The sequence below is a fragment of the Mycobacterium sp. 050128 genome (assembly GCF_036409155.1).
Lineage (GTDB): Bacteria > Actinomycetota > Actinomycetes > Mycobacteriales > Mycobacteriaceae > Mycobacterium.
The window spans coordinates 564154-585339 of the sequence record NZ_JAZGLW010000004.1 but is presented as its reverse complement, the minus strand read 5'-3'; the positions used below and the strand labels follow the sequence as shown (position 1 = coordinate 585339).

General features: G+C 67.6%; 20 protein-coding genes. 5 read left to right on the top strand and 15 right to left on the bottom strand.

Features of this window, described 5'->3' with window-relative positions; translation table 11 throughout:
• Positions 1-96: 96 nt before the first annotated feature.
• Together scpA and mutA are read right to left on the bottom strand one after the other, a co-directional pair.
• On the bottom strand, positions 97-2349 hold the full coding sequence (gene scpA, locus SKC41_RS26235) for a methylmalonyl-CoA mutase (protein ID WP_330980585.1): 2253 nt from the start codon (positions 2347-2349) through the stop codon (positions 97-99).
• Positions 2350-2353: 4 nt separating this feature from the next.
• Positions 2354-4225 (bottom strand): methylmalonyl-CoA mutase small subunit, encoded by a 1872-nt coding sequence (gene mutA / locus SKC41_RS26230; protein ID WP_330980584.1) that lies wholly within the window; start codon positions 4223-4225, stop codon positions 2354-2356.
• A 191-nt stretch (positions 4226-4416) separates the two neighbouring features.
• On the opposite strand from mutA, the gene SKC41_RS26225 reads away from it, so the two are divergent.
• The 3 genes from SKC41_RS26225 to SKC41_RS26215 are packed head-to-tail and all read left to right on the top strand — an operon-like array spanning position 4417 to position 6547.
• Positions 4417-5175, top strand: a complete 759-nt coding sequence (locus SKC41_RS26225; protein ID WP_442931797.1) for a TVP38/TMEM64 family protein — start codon at positions 4417-4419, stop codon at positions 5173-5175.
• A 49-nt stretch (positions 5176-5224) separates the two neighbouring features.
• The gene (locus SKC41_RS26220) at positions 5225-6223 is read left to right on the top strand and encodes a S1 family peptidase (protein WP_330980583.1); all 999 of its coding nucleotides are present in this window, start codon (positions 5225-5227) and stop codon (positions 6221-6223) included.
• A 27-nt stretch (positions 6224-6250) separates the two neighbouring features.
• A complete protein-coding gene (locus SKC41_RS26215; RefSeq protein ID WP_330980582.1) occupies positions 6251-6547 on the top strand; it encodes a hypothetical protein in 297 nt (98 codons plus the stop codon).
• 62 nt (positions 6548-6609) lie between these two features.
• On the opposite strand, the gene SKC41_RS26210 is transcribed toward SKC41_RS26215, so the two are convergent.
• From SKC41_RS26210 to SKC41_RS26200, 3 genes are read right to left on the bottom strand one after another with little or no spacing between them, the layout of a single operon-like run.
• Positions 6610-6966: a DoxX family protein gene (locus SKC41_RS26210; RefSeq protein WP_330980581.1), complete on the bottom strand. Its 357-nt coding sequence runs from the start codon at positions 6964-6966 to the stop codon at positions 6610-6612.
• 9 nt (positions 6967-6975) lie between these two features.
• The gene (locus SKC41_RS26205) at positions 6976-8121 is read right to left on the bottom strand and encodes an SPFH domain-containing protein (protein WP_330980580.1); all 1146 of its coding nucleotides are present in this window, start codon (positions 8119-8121) and stop codon (positions 6976-6978) included.
• A 49-nt stretch (positions 8122-8170) separates the two neighbouring features.
• Positions 8171-8599: an NfeD family protein gene (locus tag SKC41_RS26200; RefSeq protein ID WP_330980579.1), complete on the bottom strand. Its 429-nt coding sequence runs from the start codon at positions 8597-8599 to the stop codon at positions 8171-8173.
• A 57-nt stretch (positions 8600-8656) separates the two neighbouring features.
• Here SKC41_RS26200 and SKC41_RS26195 point away from each other — a divergent pair, with 57 nt between their 5' ends.
• A complete protein-coding gene (locus SKC41_RS26195; protein WP_330980578.1) occupies positions 8657-9610 on the top strand; it encodes a hypothetical protein in 954 nt (317 codons plus the stop codon).
• On the opposite strand, the gene SKC41_RS26190 is transcribed toward SKC41_RS26195, so the two are convergent.
• The 4 genes from SKC41_RS26190 to SKC41_RS26175 form a co-directional block, all read right to left on the bottom strand.
• Positions 9607-10644: a ferrochelatase gene (locus SKC41_RS26190; RefSeq protein WP_442931796.1), complete on the bottom strand. Its 1038-nt coding sequence runs from the start codon at positions 10642-10644 to the stop codon at positions 9607-9609. The two genes, SKC41_RS26195 and SKC41_RS26190, sit on opposite strands and share 4 nt — an antisense overlap.
• 16 nt (positions 10645-10660) lie before the next feature.
• Complete coding sequence (inhA, locus tag SKC41_RS26185; protein WP_330980577.1) at positions 10661-11470, bottom strand: NADH-dependent enoyl-ACP reductase InhA; 810 nt, start codon at positions 11468-11470, stop codon at positions 10661-10663.
• Between the two features lie 26 nt (positions 11471-11496).
• Complete coding sequence (gene fabG1 / locus SKC41_RS26180; RefSeq protein ID WP_330980576.1) at positions 11497-12252, bottom strand: 3-oxoacyl-ACP reductase FabG1; 756 nt, start codon at positions 12250-12252, stop codon at positions 11497-11499.
• Between the two features lie 68 nt (positions 12253-12320).
• Entirely contained in the window at positions 12321-12929 is a 609-nt protein-coding gene (locus SKC41_RS26175; RefSeq protein ID WP_330980575.1) for a TetR/AcrR family transcriptional regulator, read from the bottom strand.
• Between the two features lie 174 nt (positions 12930-13103).
• Between SKC41_RS26175 and qcrB the strand changes: the two genes are divergently transcribed.
• A complete protein-coding gene (gene qcrB, locus SKC41_RS26170; protein ID WP_330980574.1) occupies positions 13104-14780 on the top strand; it encodes a cytochrome bc1 complex cytochrome b subunit in 1677 nt (558 codons plus the stop codon).
• Here qcrB and SKC41_RS26165 read toward each other — a convergent pair.
• The 6 genes from SKC41_RS26165 to SKC41_RS26140 all read right to left on the bottom strand — a co-directional run bounded on the left by SKC41_RS26165 (position 14777) and on the right by SKC41_RS26140 (position 21077).
• A complete protein-coding gene (locus SKC41_RS26165; protein ID WP_330980573.1) occupies positions 14777-15784 on the bottom strand; it encodes a VWA domain-containing protein in 1008 nt (335 codons plus the stop codon). The two genes, qcrB and SKC41_RS26165, sit on opposite strands and share 4 nt — an antisense overlap.
• A gap of 46 nt (positions 15785-15830) precedes the next feature.
• Positions 15831-16793, bottom strand: coding sequence for a DUF58 domain-containing protein (locus SKC41_RS26160; protein ID WP_330980572.1), 963 nt, complete (start codon positions 16791-16793; stop codon positions 15831-15833).
• Entirely contained in the window at positions 16790-17923 is a 1134-nt protein-coding gene (gene moxR1, locus SKC41_RS26155) for a chaperone MoxR1 (protein WP_330980571.1), read from the bottom strand. The genes SKC41_RS26160 and moxR1 overlap by 4 nt, the downstream gene beginning before the upstream one ends.
• Positions 17924-18090: 167 nt before the next feature.
• Entirely contained in the window at positions 18091-18819 is a 729-nt protein-coding gene (ripB, locus tag SKC41_RS26150) for an NlpC/P60 family peptidoglycan endopeptidase RipB (RefSeq protein WP_330980628.1), read from the bottom strand.
• A 44-nt stretch (positions 18820-18863) separates the two neighbouring features.
• Positions 18864-20297: an NlpC/P60 family peptidoglycan endopeptidase RipA gene (ripA, locus tag SKC41_RS26145; RefSeq protein WP_330980570.1), complete on the bottom strand. Its 1434-nt coding sequence runs from the start codon at positions 20295-20297 to the stop codon at positions 18864-18866.
• Positions 20298-20537: 240 nt separating this feature from the next.
• Positions 20538-21077 carry an Rv1476 family membrane protein gene (locus SKC41_RS26140; protein ID WP_330980627.1) on the bottom strand — a complete coding sequence of 180 codons (540 nt, stop codon included), beginning with the start codon at positions 21075-21077 and terminating at the stop codon, positions 20538-20540.
• Between the last annotated feature and the right edge of the window lie 109 nt (positions 21078-21186).

Here is a 21186-nt window from a genome sequence, read left to right as displayed (position 1 = left end):
ACGAGGGGTTTGGCGATTTCTCATCCTGCCGCCGAAGGACCCGTCCTCCTCACATCCCGACCATGTCGGCGTCTACAACGTCATGACCCGCAACATCTAGCTGAGGTCGTAACCCAACCGGTCGGCGAGCTTGTGCAGCAAGCCGATTGCGGCGTCGGCGATCACCGTTCCGGGCGGGAAGATGGCCGCGGCGCCCGCCTGGTAAAGCTCGTCGAAGTCGCCGGGCGGGATGACGCCACCGACCACGATCATGATGTCGGGCCGGCCCGCTTCGGCGAGCGCGTCGCGCAGCGCGGGAACCAGGGTCAGGTGTCCGGCGGCCAGCGAGGACACGCCGACCACGTGCACGTCGTTGTCGGCGGCCTGGCGGGCCACTTCCTCGGGTGTGGAGAACAGCGATCCGACGTCGACGTCGAATCCGATGTCGGCGAATGCCGTCGCGATCACCTTCTGCCCGCGGTCGTGGCCGTCCTGGCCCATCTTGGCCACCAGAATCCTGGGCCGGCGGCCGTCGGCCTCGGCGAACTTCTCGACTAGTTCGGTGGCGGTTGCCATGTTGGGAGCCTTTCCGGCTTCGTCGCGGTAGACGCCGGCGATCGTCCGGATCTCCGCCTGGTGGCGGCCGTACACCTGCTCCAGCGCGTCCGAGATCTCCCCGACCGTGGCCTTGGCCCGCGCGGCGTCGATGGCCAGCGCCAGCAGGTTATTGCCCAGGCCGTCTTCCCCGGCGCGGCCGTGCGCCGCGGCGGCCCGGGACAAATCGGCCAGTGCGGCCTTGACAGCCTGCGAATCCCGGTTCGCCCGTAGATCTTTCAGCTTCGCCAGCTGTTCGGCGCGCACCCGGCTGTTTTCGACCTTGAGGACCTCGACCTCCTGGTCCTCCTCGACCTGATACTTGTTGATCCCGACCACGGGCTGGATGCCCGAGTCGATCCGGGCCTGGGTGCGTGCGGCGGCCTCCTCGATGCGCAGCTTGGGAATGCCGTCGTCGATGGCCTGGGCCATACCGCCGTGCTCGGCAACCTCGGCGATGTGGGCCCGCGCGCGCTGCGCGAGCTGATGGGTCAGCCACTCCACGTAATAGGAGCCGCCCCACGGGTCGATCGGCCGCGTGGTGCCGGACTCCTGCTGCAGCACCAGCTGGGTGTTACGAGCGATCCGCGCGGAAAAGTCGGTGGGCAGCGCCAGCGCCTCGTCGAGCGCGTTGGTGTGCAGTGACTGGGTGTGGCCCTGGGTCGCGGCCATCGCCTCGATACAGGTCCGGGCGACATTGTTGAACGCGTCCTGCGCGGTCAGCGACCAGCCCGAGGTCTGCGAGTGTGTGCGCAGGGAAAGCGATTTCGCGCTCTTGGGGTTGAACTGGCTGACCAGTTCGCTCCACAGCAACCGTCCCGCGCGGAGTTTGGCGACCTCCATGAAGAAGTTCATCCCGATGCCCCAGAAGAAGGACAGCCGCGGCGCGAATTTGTCGATGTCCAGATCGGCGTCCAGCCCGGCCTTGATGTAGTCCACACCGTCGGCCAGCGTGTAGGCCAGCTCCAAATCCGCTGTGGCACCAGCTTCTTGGATGTGGTAGCCGGAGATGGAGATGGAGTTGAACTTCGGCATCTTGGCGCTGGTGTAGCCGAAGATGTCGGAGATGATGCGCATCGACGGCTTGGGCGGATAGATGTAGGTGTTGCGCACCATGAACTCTTTGAGGATGTCGTTCTGGATGGTGCCGGCCAGCTTCTCCGGCGGCACCCCCTGCTCCTCGGCCGCCACCACGTACAGCGCCAGGATCGGCAGCACGGCGCCGTTCATGGTCATCGACACCGACACCGACGACAGGTCGATGCCGTCGAAAAGCTGTCGCATGTCCAAGATGGAATCGATTGCCACACCGGCCATTCCGACGTCACCCTGAACGCGGGGATGGTCGGAGTCGTATCCGCGGTGGGTGGCCAGGTCGAAGGCCACCGACAGGCCCTTCTGGCCGGCGGCCAGGTTGCGGCGGTAGAACGCGTTGGACTCGGCTGCGGTGGAGAAACCGGCGTATTGGCGGATTGTCCACGGCTGGTTGACATACATCGTCGGGTACGGGCCGCGCACGAACGGCGGTTCACCGGGGAAGCTGTTCAGCGGGTAGCCGTCGGCCTCGACGGCCGCACGGTCGGCCGCGATGTAAACCGGTTTGACCGCAATGTCTTCCGGCGTATGCCACACCAGCTGATCGGGCGTGTACAAGTGCGCCGCGGCGGCCGCGGCGACATGCTTGTCCACGGCCGCTTCGGTGGGCTGCCGCCCCTCGCGATCTCCGTGCAGCGGGATGTCGGCGAAGCTGCCGATCACAGGAGTCGACGTCGTCATCGTGTTACGCCCCCAACCGAGTCAGCAGATCCGAAAGGGCTTCGATCGCATTGATTTTAGCTGTCAGGTATTCGTCGGGCCGGTGCTCGGGATCGGTATCGGCGACCGCCTTTTCCGGTCCGGCCAAGTAAACCCGCGACACTCCGGCGCTGCGGGCCGCGTCGACGATCGCGGCCGCCTCCGTCGCGTAGCGCTGGTCGGTGCCGCAGATCACCGCCGCGGCAGGCGATCCCGCATCGGACACCGCGGCAGCGACCCCGGCTGCGTCGAGCGTTCCCGGGTTGACCGCCTCGATGCCGCCGGACGCCAACAGGTTCGCCGCGAACGTGGTGCGGATGTTGTGCTCGGCCAGCGGGCCCAGTGGAAGCAGCAGCGCCTTGGGGCGGGCATCGGTGCGGGCCAGGAAGGCATCCGAGCGGTCCCGCAACGCCTCGAACCCCGCGGCGTAGCGCTGCAAGTTGCCGACGTCGGGTTGGCCGATCGAATCGCTGTGCGGCAGTGCGGGTTCGGACAGGTTCGGGAATTCGTTGACGCCGGTGATCGCGGTGCGGCGATGCGCGATGTCGTCGGCACGCCGTGCGGCGATCTCGGCGATCGCGTCGGCGATGTGGTCACGAGCGTCGACGAATCCACCGCGGCCCTCGATGGCCTGAAAGTGTTCCCAGGCGCCCTCGGCAATGCGTTTGGTGAGGTCTTCGACGAACCACGACCCACCGGCGGGGTCCAGCACCCGGCCGACGTGCGACTCCTCCAGCAGCAGCAGCTGGGTGTTGCGCGCGATGCGCCGCGCGAAGCTTCGCGCGGTACCGGGAAAGCCGCCCGGGATCGCGATGTCGAACGGGAAGACCAGCACGGTGTCGGCGCCGCCGACACCGGCGCCGAAGGCGGCCAGCGTGCAGCGCAGCATGTTCACCCAGGGATCGCGTTGAGTCATCATCGGCAGTGACGTCGCCGCGTGCACGATCGCCCCGCCGGCATCGGGCTCCCCCACGACTTCGGCGACCCGCGCCCACAGTTGGCGCACGGCACGCATTTTGGCGATCGTCATGAACTGGTCGTCGTCGGCGGCCAACCGGAAGCTGATCTGGCCCAGCGCCCGGCGGACCGGCATCCCCGACTCGGTGAGCACCCGCAGATAGGCCACCGCGGCCGCGACACTGGCGGCCAGCTCCCAAGTCGCGTTCGCGCCAAGGTTGTGGAACGCGGGCCCGTCGACGGTGATCGCCCGCACGCCGTGATCGCCGGTCACCCGCGACGCGACCGCGACGACGTCGTCGATCGTCGGCGCGGGGCGCTCGCTGTGCGCCGCGGTCAGCGGGTCGGCGCCCAGGTCTATCGAGAGGGTGGCGCGCTGGTCGGATTCGACCTCGTCGACCAGGGCCAGCATCGCGTCGGCGGCCGCCGCGTAGTCCGCGCCGGCCTCGAGGATGATCGGCGCCATGCTCAGGTAGACGCCCGCGAGCAGCCCTTCGAGCTCCTGCGGCGCCACGCCGTCCGTCCCGACCCGGAGCAGCAACGCGCTGGCCCCGTCACCGAGCGCACCCAGCACGGCCGTGTTGGTTTCAGCGGCGGTGGCGCCGGCGGACGGGAACGCCTCGACGACCTTCCAGCCGGACTTGACGTCGCGGAAGGCGTCCGCGCCGCGCAGGTAGGGCCACTCGCCGGGCAGCGACGGCTCGGGCAGCTCGTCGAACGCGGTGTAGAGCGGCCGGATCGCGAACCCGTCGTAGGTCGGGGTGTCCAGCAGCTGCTCGGGTGCTTCCCCCAACTCGGCGGGTTCCTTGCGGGTGCTCTTGGCAAGCACACCGGCAACCGCGGTGCGCCAGCGCTCGCGAACCTGTTCCAGGTCGGCGAGCTCGGGTACATCAATGGACACCGACTGCTCCTGTTTTCGCAGCTATTGGCAACGTTGCTTGAGGTTGCGGAGGACACGCGACTCGCTAATCAGGCTAATTGATTGGCCCCGCCGCCAAAAAACCGTGCGGTGAATCGGCCGGTCCGGGTCGGTGGCGAAACACCAAGGCGGGGATACAAGGTATTCACATCTGGCCCGTAACGTTGAGTGGCGTGACGGGCCCGGCCACCGCCAAAACCACCAGTACGCTGCGCAGTTTCTGGCGCGCGCTGGCGATGAGCGCGCGCGGGCTGTCCCGGCCGCGCGCGATCGCGGCAGTGGTCGGTATCACAGTCTTGGTGGCCGTGGCGCTATGGGTTCCGCTGCCCGGCGCGGTGCAGCTGCGCGATTGGGCCCAATCGCTGGGTCCGTGGTTCCCGCTGGCATTTCTGGTGGCGCACATCGTCGTCACGGTGGTGCCGGTGCCCCGCACGGCGTTCACCCTCGCCGCGGGTCTGCTGTTCGGGCCGGCCCTGGGCGTGGTGATCGCCGTGGTCGCCAGCACGGCGAGCGCGGTACTGGCGCTGGTGTTGGTGCGCGCCGCGGGATGGCGGCTGTCCCGGCTGGTTCGCTACCGGGCGATCCACCGGGCCGACGAGCGCCTGCGCGAGCGGGGCTGGGTATCGGTCGTGTCGCTGCGGTTGATTCCGGTGCTGCCGTTTTCCGTGGTCAACTATGCGGCCGCCGCGTCTGCCGTCGGCATCCTGCCGTACACGCTGGCCACATTGGCCGGCCTGCTGCCCGGAACCGCCGCGGTCGTGTTTCTCGGCGACGCGCTGGCCGGTCACCCCAGTCCGCTGTTGTTCGGAGTGTCGTTGGTCACCGGTGCGCTGGGGCTCACCGGGCTGCTCCTCGAAATACGTCACTACCGCCGGCACCACCGCGCGCCGCGTCCCGACGAACCCGCCGCCGAACCGGTCAATTTCAGCTAACTGCGCCGTTTTCTTGAGCGGGCCGCCGCTTGCCTGAAAGATCTATTCAATGGAGCGGGTCTACGCGCAGCAGCTGGCAAGTTTCGGCTTGCAGCCGTCGCGGGCCGGCCTCCTCGTGCTCTTGCTCGGTGCACTGGCGTCGGTGGCCGTCGCGGTGTTGTCCTTCCTGTTCGACCGGATCAAGCTGTATCGCGTGCCGGCCGGCGGCGTCCTCGCCTCACCGGCGATCCGTTACCCGCCGGTACCACGAGATCGGGCGCATGCCTCGTGGCTGACGATCGGCGCGGCGATCGCCGCCGTCGGGTGTATCACGGCCATCTGGCTGGCGCCCAAGAATGTCCAATACGCCCAAGAACCGGCGCAGCCCGACCTGACGCCCATCGCCTTGCCCGCGTCCGCTGCCGCGGGACCGGGCGCGGGCATCTATGTCGAATACACCGACGGTTCCGGTGGAATGGGTTGCACGGCTGGGTTTTTGGTGCGCACCAGCGGCGGCAAGGCCGCGGTTCTCACCGCGGGTCACTGCAATCGATCCCGGCAACCGAGCAAGGTGATGATGAACCTCGCCGGGATCCTGCCGTACGCGAAGCTGGGCACGTTCGTCCAGACCGTCAACGAGGGCGTCCACGACGAGCAGCACGACATCGGCCTGATCGTGCTCGACGGCGACAATGTCCCGCAGAGCCCGGCCATCGCCGCCGCGTTGCCGATCACGGGGGTCACCACCGACCTGGCGATCGGACAGCAGCTGTGCAAGTACGGCATGAGCAGTGGCGAGGCCGAATGCGGCGCGATCCTCGACGTCACCGAGAGCAAGGTCTCGTTCGCGGCGGGCGGCCAATGCGGTGATTCCGGTGGCCCGGTCTACCTCATTCGAAACGACGGCACCGCCACCGCAGTCGGCATCGACATTCGGGGCAGCAATCCCGCCGATCCCGCCGCCGGGTGCCTGGCCCCGGCTAAGTTCTCGGTTGCCGAACTCGTGCAGCCGTGGCTGGACCAATGGCAGCTGACCGCCATGACGGCACCATCATCCGGACCGCGCTGAGCGGCCTCGAGACCACTCGGGAGCGAGATGACCTCCGACAACGCTCACACCGGCGCGACCGGACGGCGCTTTTCCACCGCCGCGCTCGTCGCCGCCGGACTGGTCGGCCTGATCGTTGGCGCGATCGCCGCCTTCGCGATCACCGGCCTGGTGTTCACGATCCGCGTCCAGCTGCCGCCGCCGCCTTATCCACCGCCGTTCTCGCAGACGCCCGGCTACCCCGCCCCGGCTGCGCCTACGAGCGTGGCGCCGATGCCCCCGCGCCCACCCGGCCCCCCGGAGGGCATTACGCCCCACGCGTTGCCGGCGCCGGTATCACCGTAGGCATAAGCAGCAGCCGCGGCGTAGCTTAAAGTGGCACAAGCACATTCGCTTGGGCGACTCGACTAGCTCTGATCCGGTCCCTTCACCGTCATCGCGGCGACCAGGCCCAGAAACAGGGCGGCCGGCAGACCGTTGACGACCTTGTCGCGCACCCGCACATGCGCGCCCACCGCGAGCACGAAGTACAGCGTCAGCATCGCGGTGGTCAGCCTCGCCAGCGCGGGGAAACGGGTGACCGACAGCAAGCCGACCGCGGCGGCGGCCTTCACCACCGGCAGGACGGGCCTGACGTTCTCCGGGAGGCCGACGTCATCGAGGATTTTCCTGATCGGTGCGATCTGGACACCGCACAACACCGCGTCGACGGCGTGAAACGCGCCCAGCGCCGTATACGTCTTCGGGGAAGTCAAAACACTCATCCGGCAATCCTATTGAGTCAATTCCGGCGGCGCGCCCGGCTGACCATCGACCGGCTGGCGGGCTATCGCCTCGGCCTTGGCAACCGCCTGGGCGATCTGGGGGTCGGTCTCGGTGTTGAACCAATCAGCCACCTCGGCGTCATCCGCATCGGCGGCGTGCTGGGGCACGTCATCGACCGGAGACGGCTGGAACCGGAACACCCCGTCCTCGCCCGGCGTGCCCAGCAGTTTGGTGAAACCCTGCAGCGCCGCGCTGAAGTCGCTGGGCACCACCCACACCTTGTTGGCATCCCCGCGCGCCATCTCCGGCAGCGTCTGCAGGTACTGGTAGGCCAGCATCTCGGGGGTGGGCCGGCCGGCCTTGATCGCGGCGAACGTCTTCTCGATGGCCTTGGCCTGACCTTGCGCCCGCAGGTAGGCCGCGGCCCGCTCGCCCTGGGCGCGCAGCATCCGGGACTGCCGGTCGGCCTCGGCGGCCAGGATCGCGGCCTGCTTGGCACCCTCGGCGGCCAGGATCTGCGCTTGCTTGGCACCCTCGGCCTGTGTGATCGCCGCCTGCCGGTTGCCTTCCGCGGTCAAGATCATCGCCCGCTTCTCCCGGTCGGCCTTCATCTGCTTTTCCATCGAGGCCTGGATCGAGGGCGGCGGGTCGATGCTGCGCAGTTCGACCCGGGCGACCCGCAGGCCCCAGCGGCCGGTCGCCTCGTCGAGCACACCGCGCAGCTGGCCGTTGATCATGTCGCGCGAGGTCAGGGTCTGCTCCAGCGTCATGCCGCCGACGACGTTGCGCAGCGTGGTCGTGGTCAGCTGCTCGACGCCGACGATGTAGTTGCTGATCTCGTAGACGGCCGCCTGCGGAACGGTGACCTGGAAATAGACCACGGTGTCGATGTTGAGCGTCAGGTTGTCCTCGGTGATCACCGGCTGGGGCGGGAACGACACCACCCGCTCGCGCAGATCGACCCGGGCCCGGACGCGGTCGATGAACGGCACCAGCAGCGTCAGCTGCCCGCTGACCGTGCGGCTGTACCGGCCCAGACGCTCGATCACCGCGGCCTCGGCCTGCGGTATCAACGCCACGGACTTGGCCACCACGATGATCGCAAAGATCACCAGGACGGCCAGCAATACCAAACCCGCAACCGCACCTTCCACCGGAGTTCCTTTCTCTCGCAGCGTCTTCGCAGCGTCTGTGCCGACCGAATTAGTGCTTGAACACCACCGCGGTCGCGCCGTCGATGTGCACGACGGTGACCGAGTCGCCGGGCTCGTAGACGTCGCCGTCGTTGAACGGACGCGCCGTCCACACCTGGCCGTCAAGTTTCACCTGACCCTCGTCGCGGGCCACCCGATCGAGCACCAGCGCCCTTTTGCCCTCGAGCGCCTTGATGCCCGTCGGCAGCGACTTGGGAGTGATCCGCTGCCGCAATGCGGGCCGGACCAGCACGACCAGCAGGACCGAAACGACCAGGAACACCGCGCCGTCGGCCAGGATCGGCCAATGCGTGAGCCAAGCCGTGGCCGAGGCGGCCAGCGCACCGCCCCCCAGCATCAACAGGAACATATCGCCCGTCAGCGCCTCGGCACCGGCAAGAGCCAGCGCGAAGATCAGCCAGCTCAGCGCGATCGCCATGCCGTCAGAATACGCGTGATCCGCCTTTGCCGGACCGAACAACTACACTGCGAGATCATGTGGTGTCCAAGTGTTTCGCTGTCCGTGTGGGCTAACGCCTGGCTCGCGGGCAAGGCTGCGCCCGACGACGTCTTGGACGCGTTATCTCTTTGGGCGCCAAAGCAATCCGTCACCGCGTATGATGCCGTCGCGGCCGGTCACACGGGACTGCCGTGGCCCGACATCCACGACGCCGGGACCGTGTCGTTGTTGCAGACGCTGCGCGCCGCCGTTGGCCGGGTGACGCCGCCGGGGACCGCCGCTGCCCCGGGTGCGTTGCGCGGGACGATCAACGTGGTGTTGCCGGTTCCCGGCGACGTGCGCGGCCTGGCCCCCGGAACGCAGTTCGAGCGCGACGCCCTGGCCGCCGGTGAGGCGGTGATCATCACCCACCCCGACGATCCGACCGCGGCCGTCGGCCTGGTCCCCGAGTGCTCCTATGCCGATCTCGACGACACCGGCGACGACGAGCCGGAGTCACCGGAACTGTGTGCGCTGGCGTGGACGGTGTACTCAGTGCCCGGCGCGCCGGTGTTCGATCACCACGAGCTGGGCGACGCCGAATACTCGCTGCGGTCGGCGGTGCGATCGGCCGCCGACGCGCTCGGCGCGATCGGGTTGGGATCGGCCAGCGACATCGACGACCCGCGTGGTCTCGTCGAGCAGTTGCTGGAATTCACACGGCAACACCGGATTCCTGACCACGCTCCGTCGCGTGCATTACGGGTGCTGGAGAACGCCGCACACGTCGACGCGATCATCACGGTCAGCTCTGGGCTCAGCCGGGCGTCGGATGCCGCTGCGCCGGATCGCTTCGCGGCCCGGGTTGCTTCCGGGCTGGAGCCGGTGGGCACCCAATCGTCGTCGGAGGCGCGGATCGCGGGCGACGCACTGCGACCGCTCAACGCGGTGGTGCGTTCGGCGCGAATGGCCGCGGTAAACGCGATCATGCACTCGGCCTGGGCCGACTAACCGCCTTCTCGCGCAACGCAATGCGGCGGGCGGCATGCCGCGCCGTTGACGCTGCCCAGGCAGCCCGGCACCGGATCCGGGCCGGCTACCCGCTCGGGGGGGCGGCCGTACCGAACTTCGTCGATCAGGTCGGCGGCGAGCTGGGCGAAACGCGGGTGGGCGTTGGGCGTCGAGGCCCGCACCAGCACCAAGCCGGCCGCCTCGGCCTGAGCCGCCAGCTCGTGATCGAGATCCCACACCACCTCGATGTGGTCTGCCACAAAACCGATCGGGCAGATGATGACCGACTCGGTGCCCGCCCCGGCCAGCGCCTGCAGATGGTCGGCGACATCGGGTTCCAGCCATGGCACCTGCGGCGGACCCGAGCGCGACTGCCAGGCCAGGTCGTACTCGGTGTACCCGGCGGCCGCCGCGACAAGGCTTGCGGCGTAGGCGACTTGGCGGCTGTACAGTCGTGGCCCGAGGCGCTCGTCGGCGGCCACCGGAATCGAATGCGCGGTGAACACCAGCCGCGCGCCGGCCTGTTGCTCGGCGGTGAGGGCACCGGAAGCGGCACCGACGGTATCGGCGTAGATCTGCACGAACCGCGGGTGATCGAAATAGGGCCGCAGCTTCACCAACTCGGGCGCATCCCGTCCCGCGGCCACACGGGCGCGGGCGATGTCTTCGCCATACTGCGAGCAGCTGGAATATCCGCTCCACGCCGACGTGGTGAACACCGCGGCGCGACGAACGCCGTTGTCGCGCATCGCCGTTACCGTATCTTCGACGTACGGCTCCCAGTTGCGGTTGCCGAAGTACACCGGCAGATCCAGGCCGCGGCCGGCCAGCGCGGCTTCCAGCTGCATTACCAGCGCGCGGTTGATGGCATTGATCGGTGAGACGCCGCCGAAATGCAGGTAGTGCTCGGCGACGTCGTCGAGTCGTTCCGGCGGCACGTTGCGGCCCCGGGTGACGTTCTCCAGGAACGGCCGGACCTGCTCCGGGCCCTCTGGTCCGCCGAAGGAAAGCAGCAGGACCGCGTCAAACTCCACAGAAATCCATTGCCGTCTAGAGTAATTGGGTGCTGGCGCCGCCGTCGGCGTAAATGATGGTGCCGGTGGTCGCCGGCAACCAGTCCGAAAGCAACGCGCATACCGTCTTGGCGACCGGCGTCGGGTCCTTCATGTTCCAGCCGATCGGAGCGCGCTGGTCCCAGCCCTCCTCGAGCAGCTGCATCTGAGCGCCGGCCTCCTCGCCGAGTGCGCCACCGACGATCGCGCTCATCGCGAGCGTCCGGATCGGGCCGGCCGCAACGAGATTCGAGCGAACGCCGGATTTACCGGCCTCGCGGGCGACGAACCGGTTGACCGACTCGAGTGCGCTCTTGGCGACCGTCATCCAGTTGTAGGCCGGCATCGCGCGGGTCGGGTCGAAGTCCATGCCGACGATGGAGCCGCCGGAATTCATAATCGGCAGAACCGCTTTCGCCAGCGACGCGTAAGAGTACGCCGAGATGTGGATGCCCTTGGACACGTCTTCGTAAGGCGCGTCGAAGAAGGGGTTGATGCCCATTCCCGTCTGCGGCATGAAACCGATGGAGTGCACCACACCGTCGAGCTTGTTGCCCTCGCCGATCTCGGCGGTCACCCGCTCGGCCAAGGTGTCCAGATGCTTGTCGTTCTGCACGTCGAGTTCGATCAGCGGGGCCTGCTCGGGCAGCCGGTCGGCGATGCGCTGGATCAGCCGCAACCGGTCGAACCCGGTCAGCACCAGCTGCGCGCCGGCCTCCTGCGCCACTTTGGCGATGTGAAAGGCGATCGACGAGTCGGTGATGATCCCCGTGACGAGGATCCGCTTGCCTTCGAGTAGTCCTGACATATCTTCTCTCGTCCGTCCTTCTGTACTCAGTGGCCCATGCCCATGCCGCCGTCAACCGGGATCACCGCACCGGCGATGTAACTCGCGTCCTCGGACGCCAGGAAGCTGACCGCCCCGGCGACCTCCTCGGCGGTGCCGACCCGCTTGGCGGGGATGAATTCCAGGGCGCCCTCCTGGATCCGCTCGTCGAGCGCGCGGGTCATCTCGGTGTCGATATAGCCCGGGGCCACCACGTTCGCGGTGACGCCGGCCTTGGACAGCTCCCGGGAGATCGAGCGGGCCATGCCGATCAGGCCGGCCTTGGCGGCAGCGTAGTTGGCCTGGTTGCCGATGCCCCAGCTGCCGGACACCGAACCGATGAAGATGATGCGGCCGAATCGCTTGCGCTGCATGCTGCGCGACGCGCGCTGAGCCACCCGGAACGCCCCGGTGAGGTTGGCGTTGATGACCTCTTCGAACCGCTCCTCGGTCATCCGGATCAGAAACGCATCCTTGGAGATGCCGGCATTGGACACCAGCACCTCGACCGGCCCCTGGTGCTCCTCGACCTCCTTGAAGGCGCGGTCGACGGCTTCGTTGTCGGTGACATCGCACACGACGCCGAACAATCCCTCGGGCGCCCCGGATCCGCGGTGGGTGACAGCCACCTTGTGGCCGTCGGCGGCAAGCCGCTGGGCGATCGCCAGGCCGATCCCCCGGTTTCCGCCGGTCACCAGGACCGACCGGGATACGAATGGGGGTTTGCCACCGGCGGTGGCGGACTCGGTGGCTACGTCAGTCACCCGGCCAACCTAGCGCCTCGCCCGGGCGCGGCCGACATGGGGCCGATATCCGCGCGGTCGGATTGCGGTCAACGCGGGGCGGCACCACGCGGGCGATCGGGCGCGCCCTGCGCGCCCCGAAGCACGATGTCTACGGCCGCCTCGATGACGGCATCGTCGGGCACCGTCCCGAACATCAGCGACGGACAGGCGACCACGCCGGAGAGCATCGAGACCGCCGCGTCGAGCTCCGGACCCTCGAAAGCCTCGGCGAGAATCGCCCGGATCGGTCGCTGACCCTCGGAGTTGATCTCGTTGCGGATCCGGCTCATCGTGTCGACCGTCGCCCACTGCGCCATCGCGGACAGCACCCGGTCGAGCCGCAGGTCGACGACCCCCTGCCGGAACGCCGTCAGCTCCCCGATCAGGTCGGCGCGGAGGTCGCCGGTGGGCTCGGGATGCTTGAAGTCCCGAACCGCCAGCAGGGCCATGGCCGCCAGGTCGGACCTCGACGGCCAGTGCTTGTAGAGCGTCGTCTTGGAGTAGCCGGCGCGCTCGGCGACCCGGGCGTGCGTGAGCGCCTCGGAGCCTTCCTCGACGAGCACGTCGAAGGCCGTGCGCGCGACGTCCGCCCGGGTCCGGATGATCCGGGCGTCCTCGCCCTGCTCGTCCGTGTGGCCGCTGTGGGCAGGTGTCATCGATCGCGCCCTTCTCCCCCCAGCACCGGATGTCTTGACGGGTGTTGCTCAAAATTACCCGACGAACGACTCGATCAGAAATGTTCATCACAACCACTACTGCACTATTTGTTCATTAGTGTACTGTCTGTTCCATCCTGCCCGGCTCGACTCACACCCGCAGGGGGAAACCAGATGAGTTCCAGAATCGACTTGAGCACGGTCCTCGCGGACCAAGCCGAGGCGATCGACACCCGCTACCACCCGGCGGCGGCCATTCGCCGCCAGCTGAACAAGGTCTTCCCGACGCACTGGTCGTTCCTGCTCGGCGAGGTCGCGCTGTACAGCTTCGTCGTGCTGCTGCTCACCGGCGTGTACCTGACGTTGTTCTTCGACCCGTCGACGACGGAGGTCACCTACCACGGCGTGTATCAACCGCTGCGGGGCGTCGAGATGTCCAAGGCGTACGCGTCGGCGCTCGACATCTCCTTCGAGGTGCGGGGCGGGTTGTTCGTGCGCCAGGTCCATCACTGGGCCGCGCTGATGTTCGCGGCCGCGATCATGGTGCACCTGGCCCGGGTCTTCTTCACCGGGGCCTTTCGCCGGCCGCGCGAGGCCAACTGGGTGATCGGGTCGCTGCTGTTGATCCTGGCCATGTTCGAGGGCTTCTTCGGCTACTCGCTGCCCGACGACCTGCTCTCGGGCACCGGCCTGCGGGCGGCGTTCTCCTCGATCACCCTGGGAATCCCGGTGATCGGCACCTGGCTGCACTGGGCGTTGTTCGGTGGGGACTTCCCCGGCGACGTCATCATCCCGCGCCTCTACGCCATCCACATCCTGCTCTTCCCGGGCATCATGCTGGCGCTGATCGGGCTGCATCTGGCGTTGGTGTGGTTCCAGAAACACACCCAGTTCCCCGGGCCCGGACGCACCGAGCGCAACGTCGTCGGCGTGCGGGTGATGCCGGTGTTCGCCGTGAAGTCCGGCGGCTTCTTCGCCGCCATCGTCGGCGTGCTGGGCCTCATGGGCGGGCTGCTGCAGATCAACCCGATCTGGAACCTGGGTCCCTACAACCCTTCTCAGGTCTCGGCGGGCTCACAGCCCGACTTCTACCTGATGTGGACCGATGGGCTGGTCCGGCTATGGCCGGCGTGGGAGTTCTACTTCTGGCACCACACCATTCCGGCCGCGGTGGCCGTCGCGGTCTTGATGGGCGTCATCTTTGCCGCGCTCATCGTGTATCCGTTCCTCGAAAGGCGGTTCACCGGCGACCGCGCCCACCACAACCTGCTGCAGCGTCCCCGCGACGCCCCGGTGCGCACGTCGATTGGTGCGATGGCGATCGCGTTCTACATCGTGCTCACGTTCTCGTCGTTCAACGACATCATCGCCTACCAGTTCCACGTCTCCCTGAACGCGATGACGTGGATCGGGCGCATCGGGATGGTGGTGCTGCCGCCGATCGTGTACTTCGTCAGCTATCGCTGGTGTGTCAGCCTGCAGCGCAGCGACCGCGCGGTGCTCGAGCACGGCGTCGAAACCGGGATCATCCGACGCTTGCCGCACGGCGCGTACATCGAAGTGCACCAACCGCTGGGCCCCGTCGACCAACGCGGCCACCCCACCCCGCTGCAGTACCAAGGCGCCCCAGTTCCCAAGCGGCTGAACAAACTCGGCATGGGAGGGCGACCAGGCTCGGGCAGCTTCCTGTTCACCGACCCACCGGCCGAAGCGGCGGCGCTCCTGCGGGCTGCCCACGCGCGCGAACAGCGCGCCCTGACGGCACTGCGCGAGCGCCAGAACGGCGCGGGAGCCGATGGCAACGCCCCCAACGGGAACCATCCGGCCTCACCGCAGGCCCGCGAAGGCTAGGTCGGCAGTCGTCGGTTGATCAGCAACGCCGCCAGCGCCGCCAGCGCCAACACCAGCGCACCGAGTCGCAGCCAGCCCACGCTGGCGTCGCCCTTGATCGTCTCGTAGCCGATCTGCTGTTGCAGCGAGGCGTAGACCTGCTTGAGCTCCTGCAGCGTCGAGGCATTGAAGGAATTGCCGCCGGAGAGCTGGGCGACCTTCTTCAGGGTCTCGTCGTCGACCGGGACCGGCTGGCGCTGGTCGTTGATCTCGACGAAGCCGTAGGGGGTGCCGAACGAGATCGTTGAGATCGGCACGCCCTGGTCTTTGGCGGTCCGCGCGGCGGTGAACGCCCCCTTGGGATTGTCCGGGTTGGTCGGCATCGTCTCCTTGCCGTCGGAGAACAGCACGATGCGGGCCGGGGGCGGCTTGTCGCCGCCGCCGATGACCGCGCCGACCGTGGCGATGGCCTGCAGCGCGGTGAAGATCCCCTCCCCGGTGGCGGTGCGGTCGGCGAACTGCAGCTTGTCCAGCGCGACCTTGGTCGCGTCGCGGTTGGTCGTCGGCGACACCAGCACCGTCGCGGTCCCCGCGTAGGCGATCAGCCCGAGGTTGATGCCCGGGGTGAGCTCGTCGGCGAACTGCTTCCCGGCCTCCTGCGCGGCGGCCATCCGGTTGGGTTCGACGTCGGTGGCACGCATCGACTGCGACACGTCGATCACCAGCATCACCACCGCCCGGTTGCGCGGAATCCGCACGTCATTGGTCGGCCCGGCCAGCGCGACGGTCAACAGCACCAGCGACGTCACCAGCAGGATCGCCGGCAGGTGCCGCCACTTGGCGGGCCGCTTGGGGGCGACGCTTTCCAACAGCTCCATGTTGGCGAACCGCAGCATGCGCCGCTGGCGGGCCAGCTGCATCAGCACATACAGCACGCCCAACCCGGCAACGACGAACAGGAAGAGAAACCACCATGCGTGAGCGAACCCGGACAGCGACATCGCGCCGAGCAAAGGCATTGTCATAGCAGATCCGTCTTACCGTGGATGACCGCCTTGGAAAAAGCGCGAGTCACTGGCGCCCCGCCATAGCCCCGCGCCGGCGGGACTCCACGAAGCGGACGATGTCGGCGATCCAGTCGCGGTCGGTGCGCAGCGTCAAAACCGGTGCGTCGCAACCGCGTATCGTTCGTGCCACGTCGGCACGATGCGCCGCGGCCGCCTTGGCGAAATCGTCGCGCAGTTGCGCGTCGACGGTGAATTCGCGGGTCACACCGGTCTCGGCGTCCTGCAGCACGACGTCGCCCACATCGGGCAGTTCGACATCGCGTGGGTCGAGTACCTCGATGGCCAGCACCTCGTGGCGGGCCGCGATCGCGCGCAGCGGGCGCATCCAGTTGATCGGCCCCAGGAAGTCACTGATGATCACGGCCATCCCGCGGCGGCGTTCCGGCCGGCGCAATGCGTCGATGGCAACCGCCAGGTCGCCGCGCACACCCGTCGGCGCCTTGGGCATCGTCGCGATCGTGCGCAACAGCGTCTGCTCGTGCTGGCGCCCGGACCGGGCCGGCACCCGGACCGTCGTCGCCCCGTTGGTGACGAGCGCACCGAGCCGGTTGCCGCCACCGCTGTTGAGGAACGTGATCGCGGCCGCGGCGGCCACCGCCAGGTCCCGCTTCTCACAGACGGTGGTCCCGAAGTCGAGGCTGGCCGACATGTCGACCACCATCCAGGTTTCCAGCTCGCGGTCGGCGATCATCTGCCGGACGTGCGGGTGGGTGGTGCGCGCGGTGACGGCCCAGTCCATCCGCCGGACGTCGTCGCCGGGCTGATACTCGCGCGACTCCCCCGGCTCCGAACCCGGCCCGGGGATCAACCCGAGATGGTCGCCGTGCAGGACGCCGTCGAGCTTGCGCCGAACCGTGAGCTCGAGTGTGCGCAGTGCCGCCGACAATTTCGGGTCGTCGATCTGTCCGCGCTGAAACGACGGCGGATGTAGGGCCGCGGACTTGGCGGCGGGCTTGGGGTCGGTCACCGATTACTGGCCGCGCCCGCAGCCTGCATCACCGGCGGAACCGAATGCCCTTGTTGCGGAACGGCATTCACCTGGGGAAGGGAAACAGTCTGCAGGATCCTGTTGATGACGATCTCGGGCGAGATCTCGTCGGCCAGTGCGTCGTAGGTCAGCACCAGCCGGTGGCGCAGCACGTCGGGGATGACCTCGACGACGTCTTGCGGGATCACGTAGTCGCGGCCGCGCACCAGCGCCAGCGAACGGGATGCCGCGATGATGCCCAACGACGCGCGCGGGGATGCGCCGAACGAGATCCAGGTCTTGACGTCGTTCATGCCGAGCTGCTCGGGATAACGGGTGGCCATGACGACGCGCACCACATAGTCGACCAGCGCGTGGTGGACGAAGTTGTTGGCCGCGACGTCCTGCAGCCGCAGCAGGTCCCCGGTGTCCAGGATCTGCTTGGGCTGCGGCGGCTTGACGCCCATCCGGTAGATGATCTCGCGCTCTTCCTCGGGCGAGGGGTAGCCGACGTTGATCTTGAACAGGAAGCGGTCGCGCTGCGCTTCGGGCAGCTGGTAGACGCCCTCGTGCTCGATCGGGTTCTGCGTCGCCATCACCAGGAACGGGTTGGGCAACGGGAATCGCTTACCGCCGATCGACACCTGCCGCTCGGCCATGACCTCCAGCAGCGCCGACTGCACCTTGGCGGGCGCACGGTTGATCTCGTCGGCGAGCAGGAAGTTGACCACGACCGGGCCGAGCTCGGTGTCGAACTCTTCCTTGCCCTGCCGGTAGATGCGGGTACCGATGATGTCGGTGGGCACCAGGTCGGGGGTGAACTGAATACGCGCGAACGTGCCGCCCACGACCTTCGCGAACGTTTCGACGGCCAGCGTCTTGGCGACGCCGGGCACACCTTCGAGCAGCACGTGGCCCTTGGACAGCAGACCGACCAGCATCCGCTCCACGAGCTGGTCCTGGCCCACGATGATGCGCTTGACCTCGAAGATGGCCCGTTCCAGGGTGTGTACTTCGGCAGCCAATCCATCGGCGCCACCCGACGGCGCCGCATGGGCTCCGGGGCCAGATTGCCCGCCCGGACCCGAGTAACCGCTGGCGCCCGGGGGCGGCCCACCTGCTGCTGTCATCAACATCTCTCTCTTCAGCTCAACCGACACAGCTCAATCAGACACATCTGCCATCACGACGAATGTCGTGGGGCAGCGACGTGCCACTGTCCAACTATTCCAGGCCCTTGGGGTTCCGTCGACGCTACGGCTTCGCTGACGAGCCGCGATCCGAGGGCACACCTGGGTCAGTACTCGATGATCCTAGTCAGGTACGGCGTCATGCCGGGCTTGCGCACGGGGCTCACCGTCACTTTGCCCGCGCTTCCGGATGCCTCCAGCATCTGGCCGTTGCCCAGGTACATGGTGACGTGCTGGCCGCCGCCCGGGCCGTAGAAGATGAGGTCGCCGCGCCGGGCCTCGCTGGGCGGGATGTGGCGGCCGGCGTTGTACTGGTCACCGGAGAACCGCGGGATCAGCACCCCCACGCCGGCGAACCCGTACCGCATCAGACCCGAGCAGTCGAACCCGGTGATGTTCGCACCGTCGTCGATGCCCTTGCTGGGGCCCTGCAGCGAGCCGCCACCCCACGAATAGGGCACGCCCATCTGCGATCCCATCCGTTTGATCACATACTCGATGGCCTGGCGGCCGTTCGCCCGCGGAATCTTGGCGCCCGGGTTGGTGGGCGTGGCGGAGGCGGCCGGGGCGGGATCACCCAGAATGTTGATCCCCAGACCGCCGAGGAATTGCCTGCCCAGGTCCATCGTGGTCTGGGTGGCCTGCGCGGTGGCTTGCAGCGACGCGTTGGCGACGGCGAGCGGATCGCCCGGGGCGCCGGCGCTGATCGTCGCCGGCAGCGTGGGATCCCACCCGCCGGGGTCGGCGTTGGCCGGGGCCGCGACAGACAACATCAGCCCGGTCACCAAAGCGGTGATCCAGGCCAAGTTGAACAGGCGAAAACGCTTGTGCCGCATAGCTCCTCGATTGGTAGTCATCCTCGATTGGTAGTCATCCTCGTTTAATAGTCGATGTAGCGAATCACGTAAGGGGTCATGCCGCTGGTGCGCACCGGCGCAACGCGCACCTTCAAACCGATGTCGGGGGCCTCGAGCATCTGGCCTTGACCGAGGTAGATGGTCACGTGCTGGCTACCGCCCGGGCCGTAGAAGATGACGTCGCCGCGACGCATCTGGGAGGACGGGATCTTGCGGCCCAGGTTGTACTGCGAACCGGAGTAGTGCGGCAGCTTGATGCCCACCCCGGCGAACGAGTACAGGACCAGGCCCGAGCAGTCGAAGCCGGTGATCCCGGCGCCGGAGTCGATACCTTTACTCGGGCCGGCCGCATTGCCACCGCCCCAGGAGTAGGGCACGCCGATCTGCGACATGCCGCGCCGGATCACGTATTCGGAAGCCTGCCGGCCGTAAACCCGTGGAATACGCCCCCCGACCCCACCCGGTGAGGCGTTGGTGATCCCGGTGTCGTCGGGCTTGAGAATGCCGATGGACTGCAGGAAGCCCTTCCCCATGCTGGCGGTCACCTGCGTGGAGGTGGCCGAGATCCCCAGCACCTGGTTGATCACGGCCACGGGGTCACCCGGCACGTTGGCACTCGGCACCATCGGAAGCGTGGGATCCCAACCGTCCCAGTGCCGTCCCCCGGACGGGGCTTGCCCGGCCGGCGCTCCCGGATCCCACCGGTCACCCGACGTCGGGACATCGCCGCCCCCGGTCGACCAATGGGCGGACGCGAGTTGGGCCTGCTGAAGTTTGGCCTGAGCCTCGTCACGCTCGGCGGCCAGGCGGGTGATCTGCTCACGCTGTTCTTCGAACTTGTGCTTCGAGTTGGTCAGCGCGGCCACCGCGGCGTCCTGGCTGGATTTCGCGTCGGCAGCGGCCTTTTCGGCCTTCTGCTTGGCCAGCCGCGCCGCGGACTCCTTGTTCACCTGCTCGGTGCGGGCCCGCTGCAGGTTGTCCATCACCGTCTGGGCACTGGCCGCCAGTGTCCTCGAGGCGCTTTCGGTCGCGATGATGTCCTCGGGGCTGCGCGCGGTCAGGTAGCTGCCCGACGGGCCGTTCATATAGGTGGCGGCGGCGAACGTATTGAAACGACGTTGGGCCGCCGCGATTGCCGCATTGGCATCCTTGACCGACTGCTGGCTGACCTCAAGATCGTGCTCGGCGGCGGTGACGTTGTCCCGGGCGGTCTCGACGTCGACCAGGGCCTTGTTGACGGCCTCTTGCTCGCCCTGGATTTCGGCGCTCAGGTCCTCCAGCCGTTGGTTGGCCTTCGCGACGTTGGCGATCAGCGCGCCGAGGGAGTCGGCATTCGGATCAGCCTGCGCCAGACCAGGTGTGGCGACCAGCATGGCCAGACTCAGGACCGTCGGAATGACCGGACGGACCAGCCTGGCGAACGGTCGCGCAGCAGAGCCCCGGCGTGTGCGTCTCATTCGACTTAGCTCCCCTTGGGCTCAACGCGGACGGCGGCGCCAGCCCCGATTTTCTCTCTTAGCGCCAAAGACAACACGAGCATCATTTGCACCGTACGTCACAGTGGTCGGCGAAGATATGGTCGTCACAAATCGCAACCCTCTACGTGCGTTTAATGTGACCGAACGGTGACCTACGCGATTTGCCGCGCAGCGTCGCGAGTTCACCCCTGCCGAATGGGCCGGGTCGGATATGCGTGGTTAGACGCCCTTGGCGGGTTCGTCGTCGGAAGTTGCCGCGGCGTCGACCGAGGTTGCTGACCGCCGAGCGCGCAACTGCAGGAAGCGGGCGCCGACGGCCGCGGCGAGCACGCCGACAAGCAAGAAAATAGTCAGCCCGGTCCACGGGAATTCGGGGGTCTCGAGCTCGTGCAAAAAGTGCTGCGCCGAGACCACCGGATTGCCGGTCTTGGCGATGTCTTCGCCGGCCTCGAGCGTGACGCGCGGGAACTGGGTGCTGTAGGTGCCGACGAAGTTCGGGCTGAGCGTCAGGACCGTCGCGTCGTGATAGTCGGCGCCGACCACCGTGGAGATATCGCGCAGCGGCGTGTCGTTCGGCGGGTTGTGGTCAAGCAACACGATTTTCAGGTTGATGCCGGCGGCATGCGCCTGGTCGACGACGACGAGCAGAGCCGGCATGACGTCCGGTGGCGCACTGACCCCGGACGCGGCGACCTGCGCCTTGATGGCCGACACGTCGACGTCTTGCGGAATGTAGGCAGGCAGTACCGGCTGCAACAAGAAGGTGGTCTGCGGTAGTTGCTCGAACGAACCTTGCGCGGTCACTGTGTGCCTCCTCCCACTGAACAGCCCAAGTGCTACAGGCACCGTACGCGAACAGTAGGGAAAA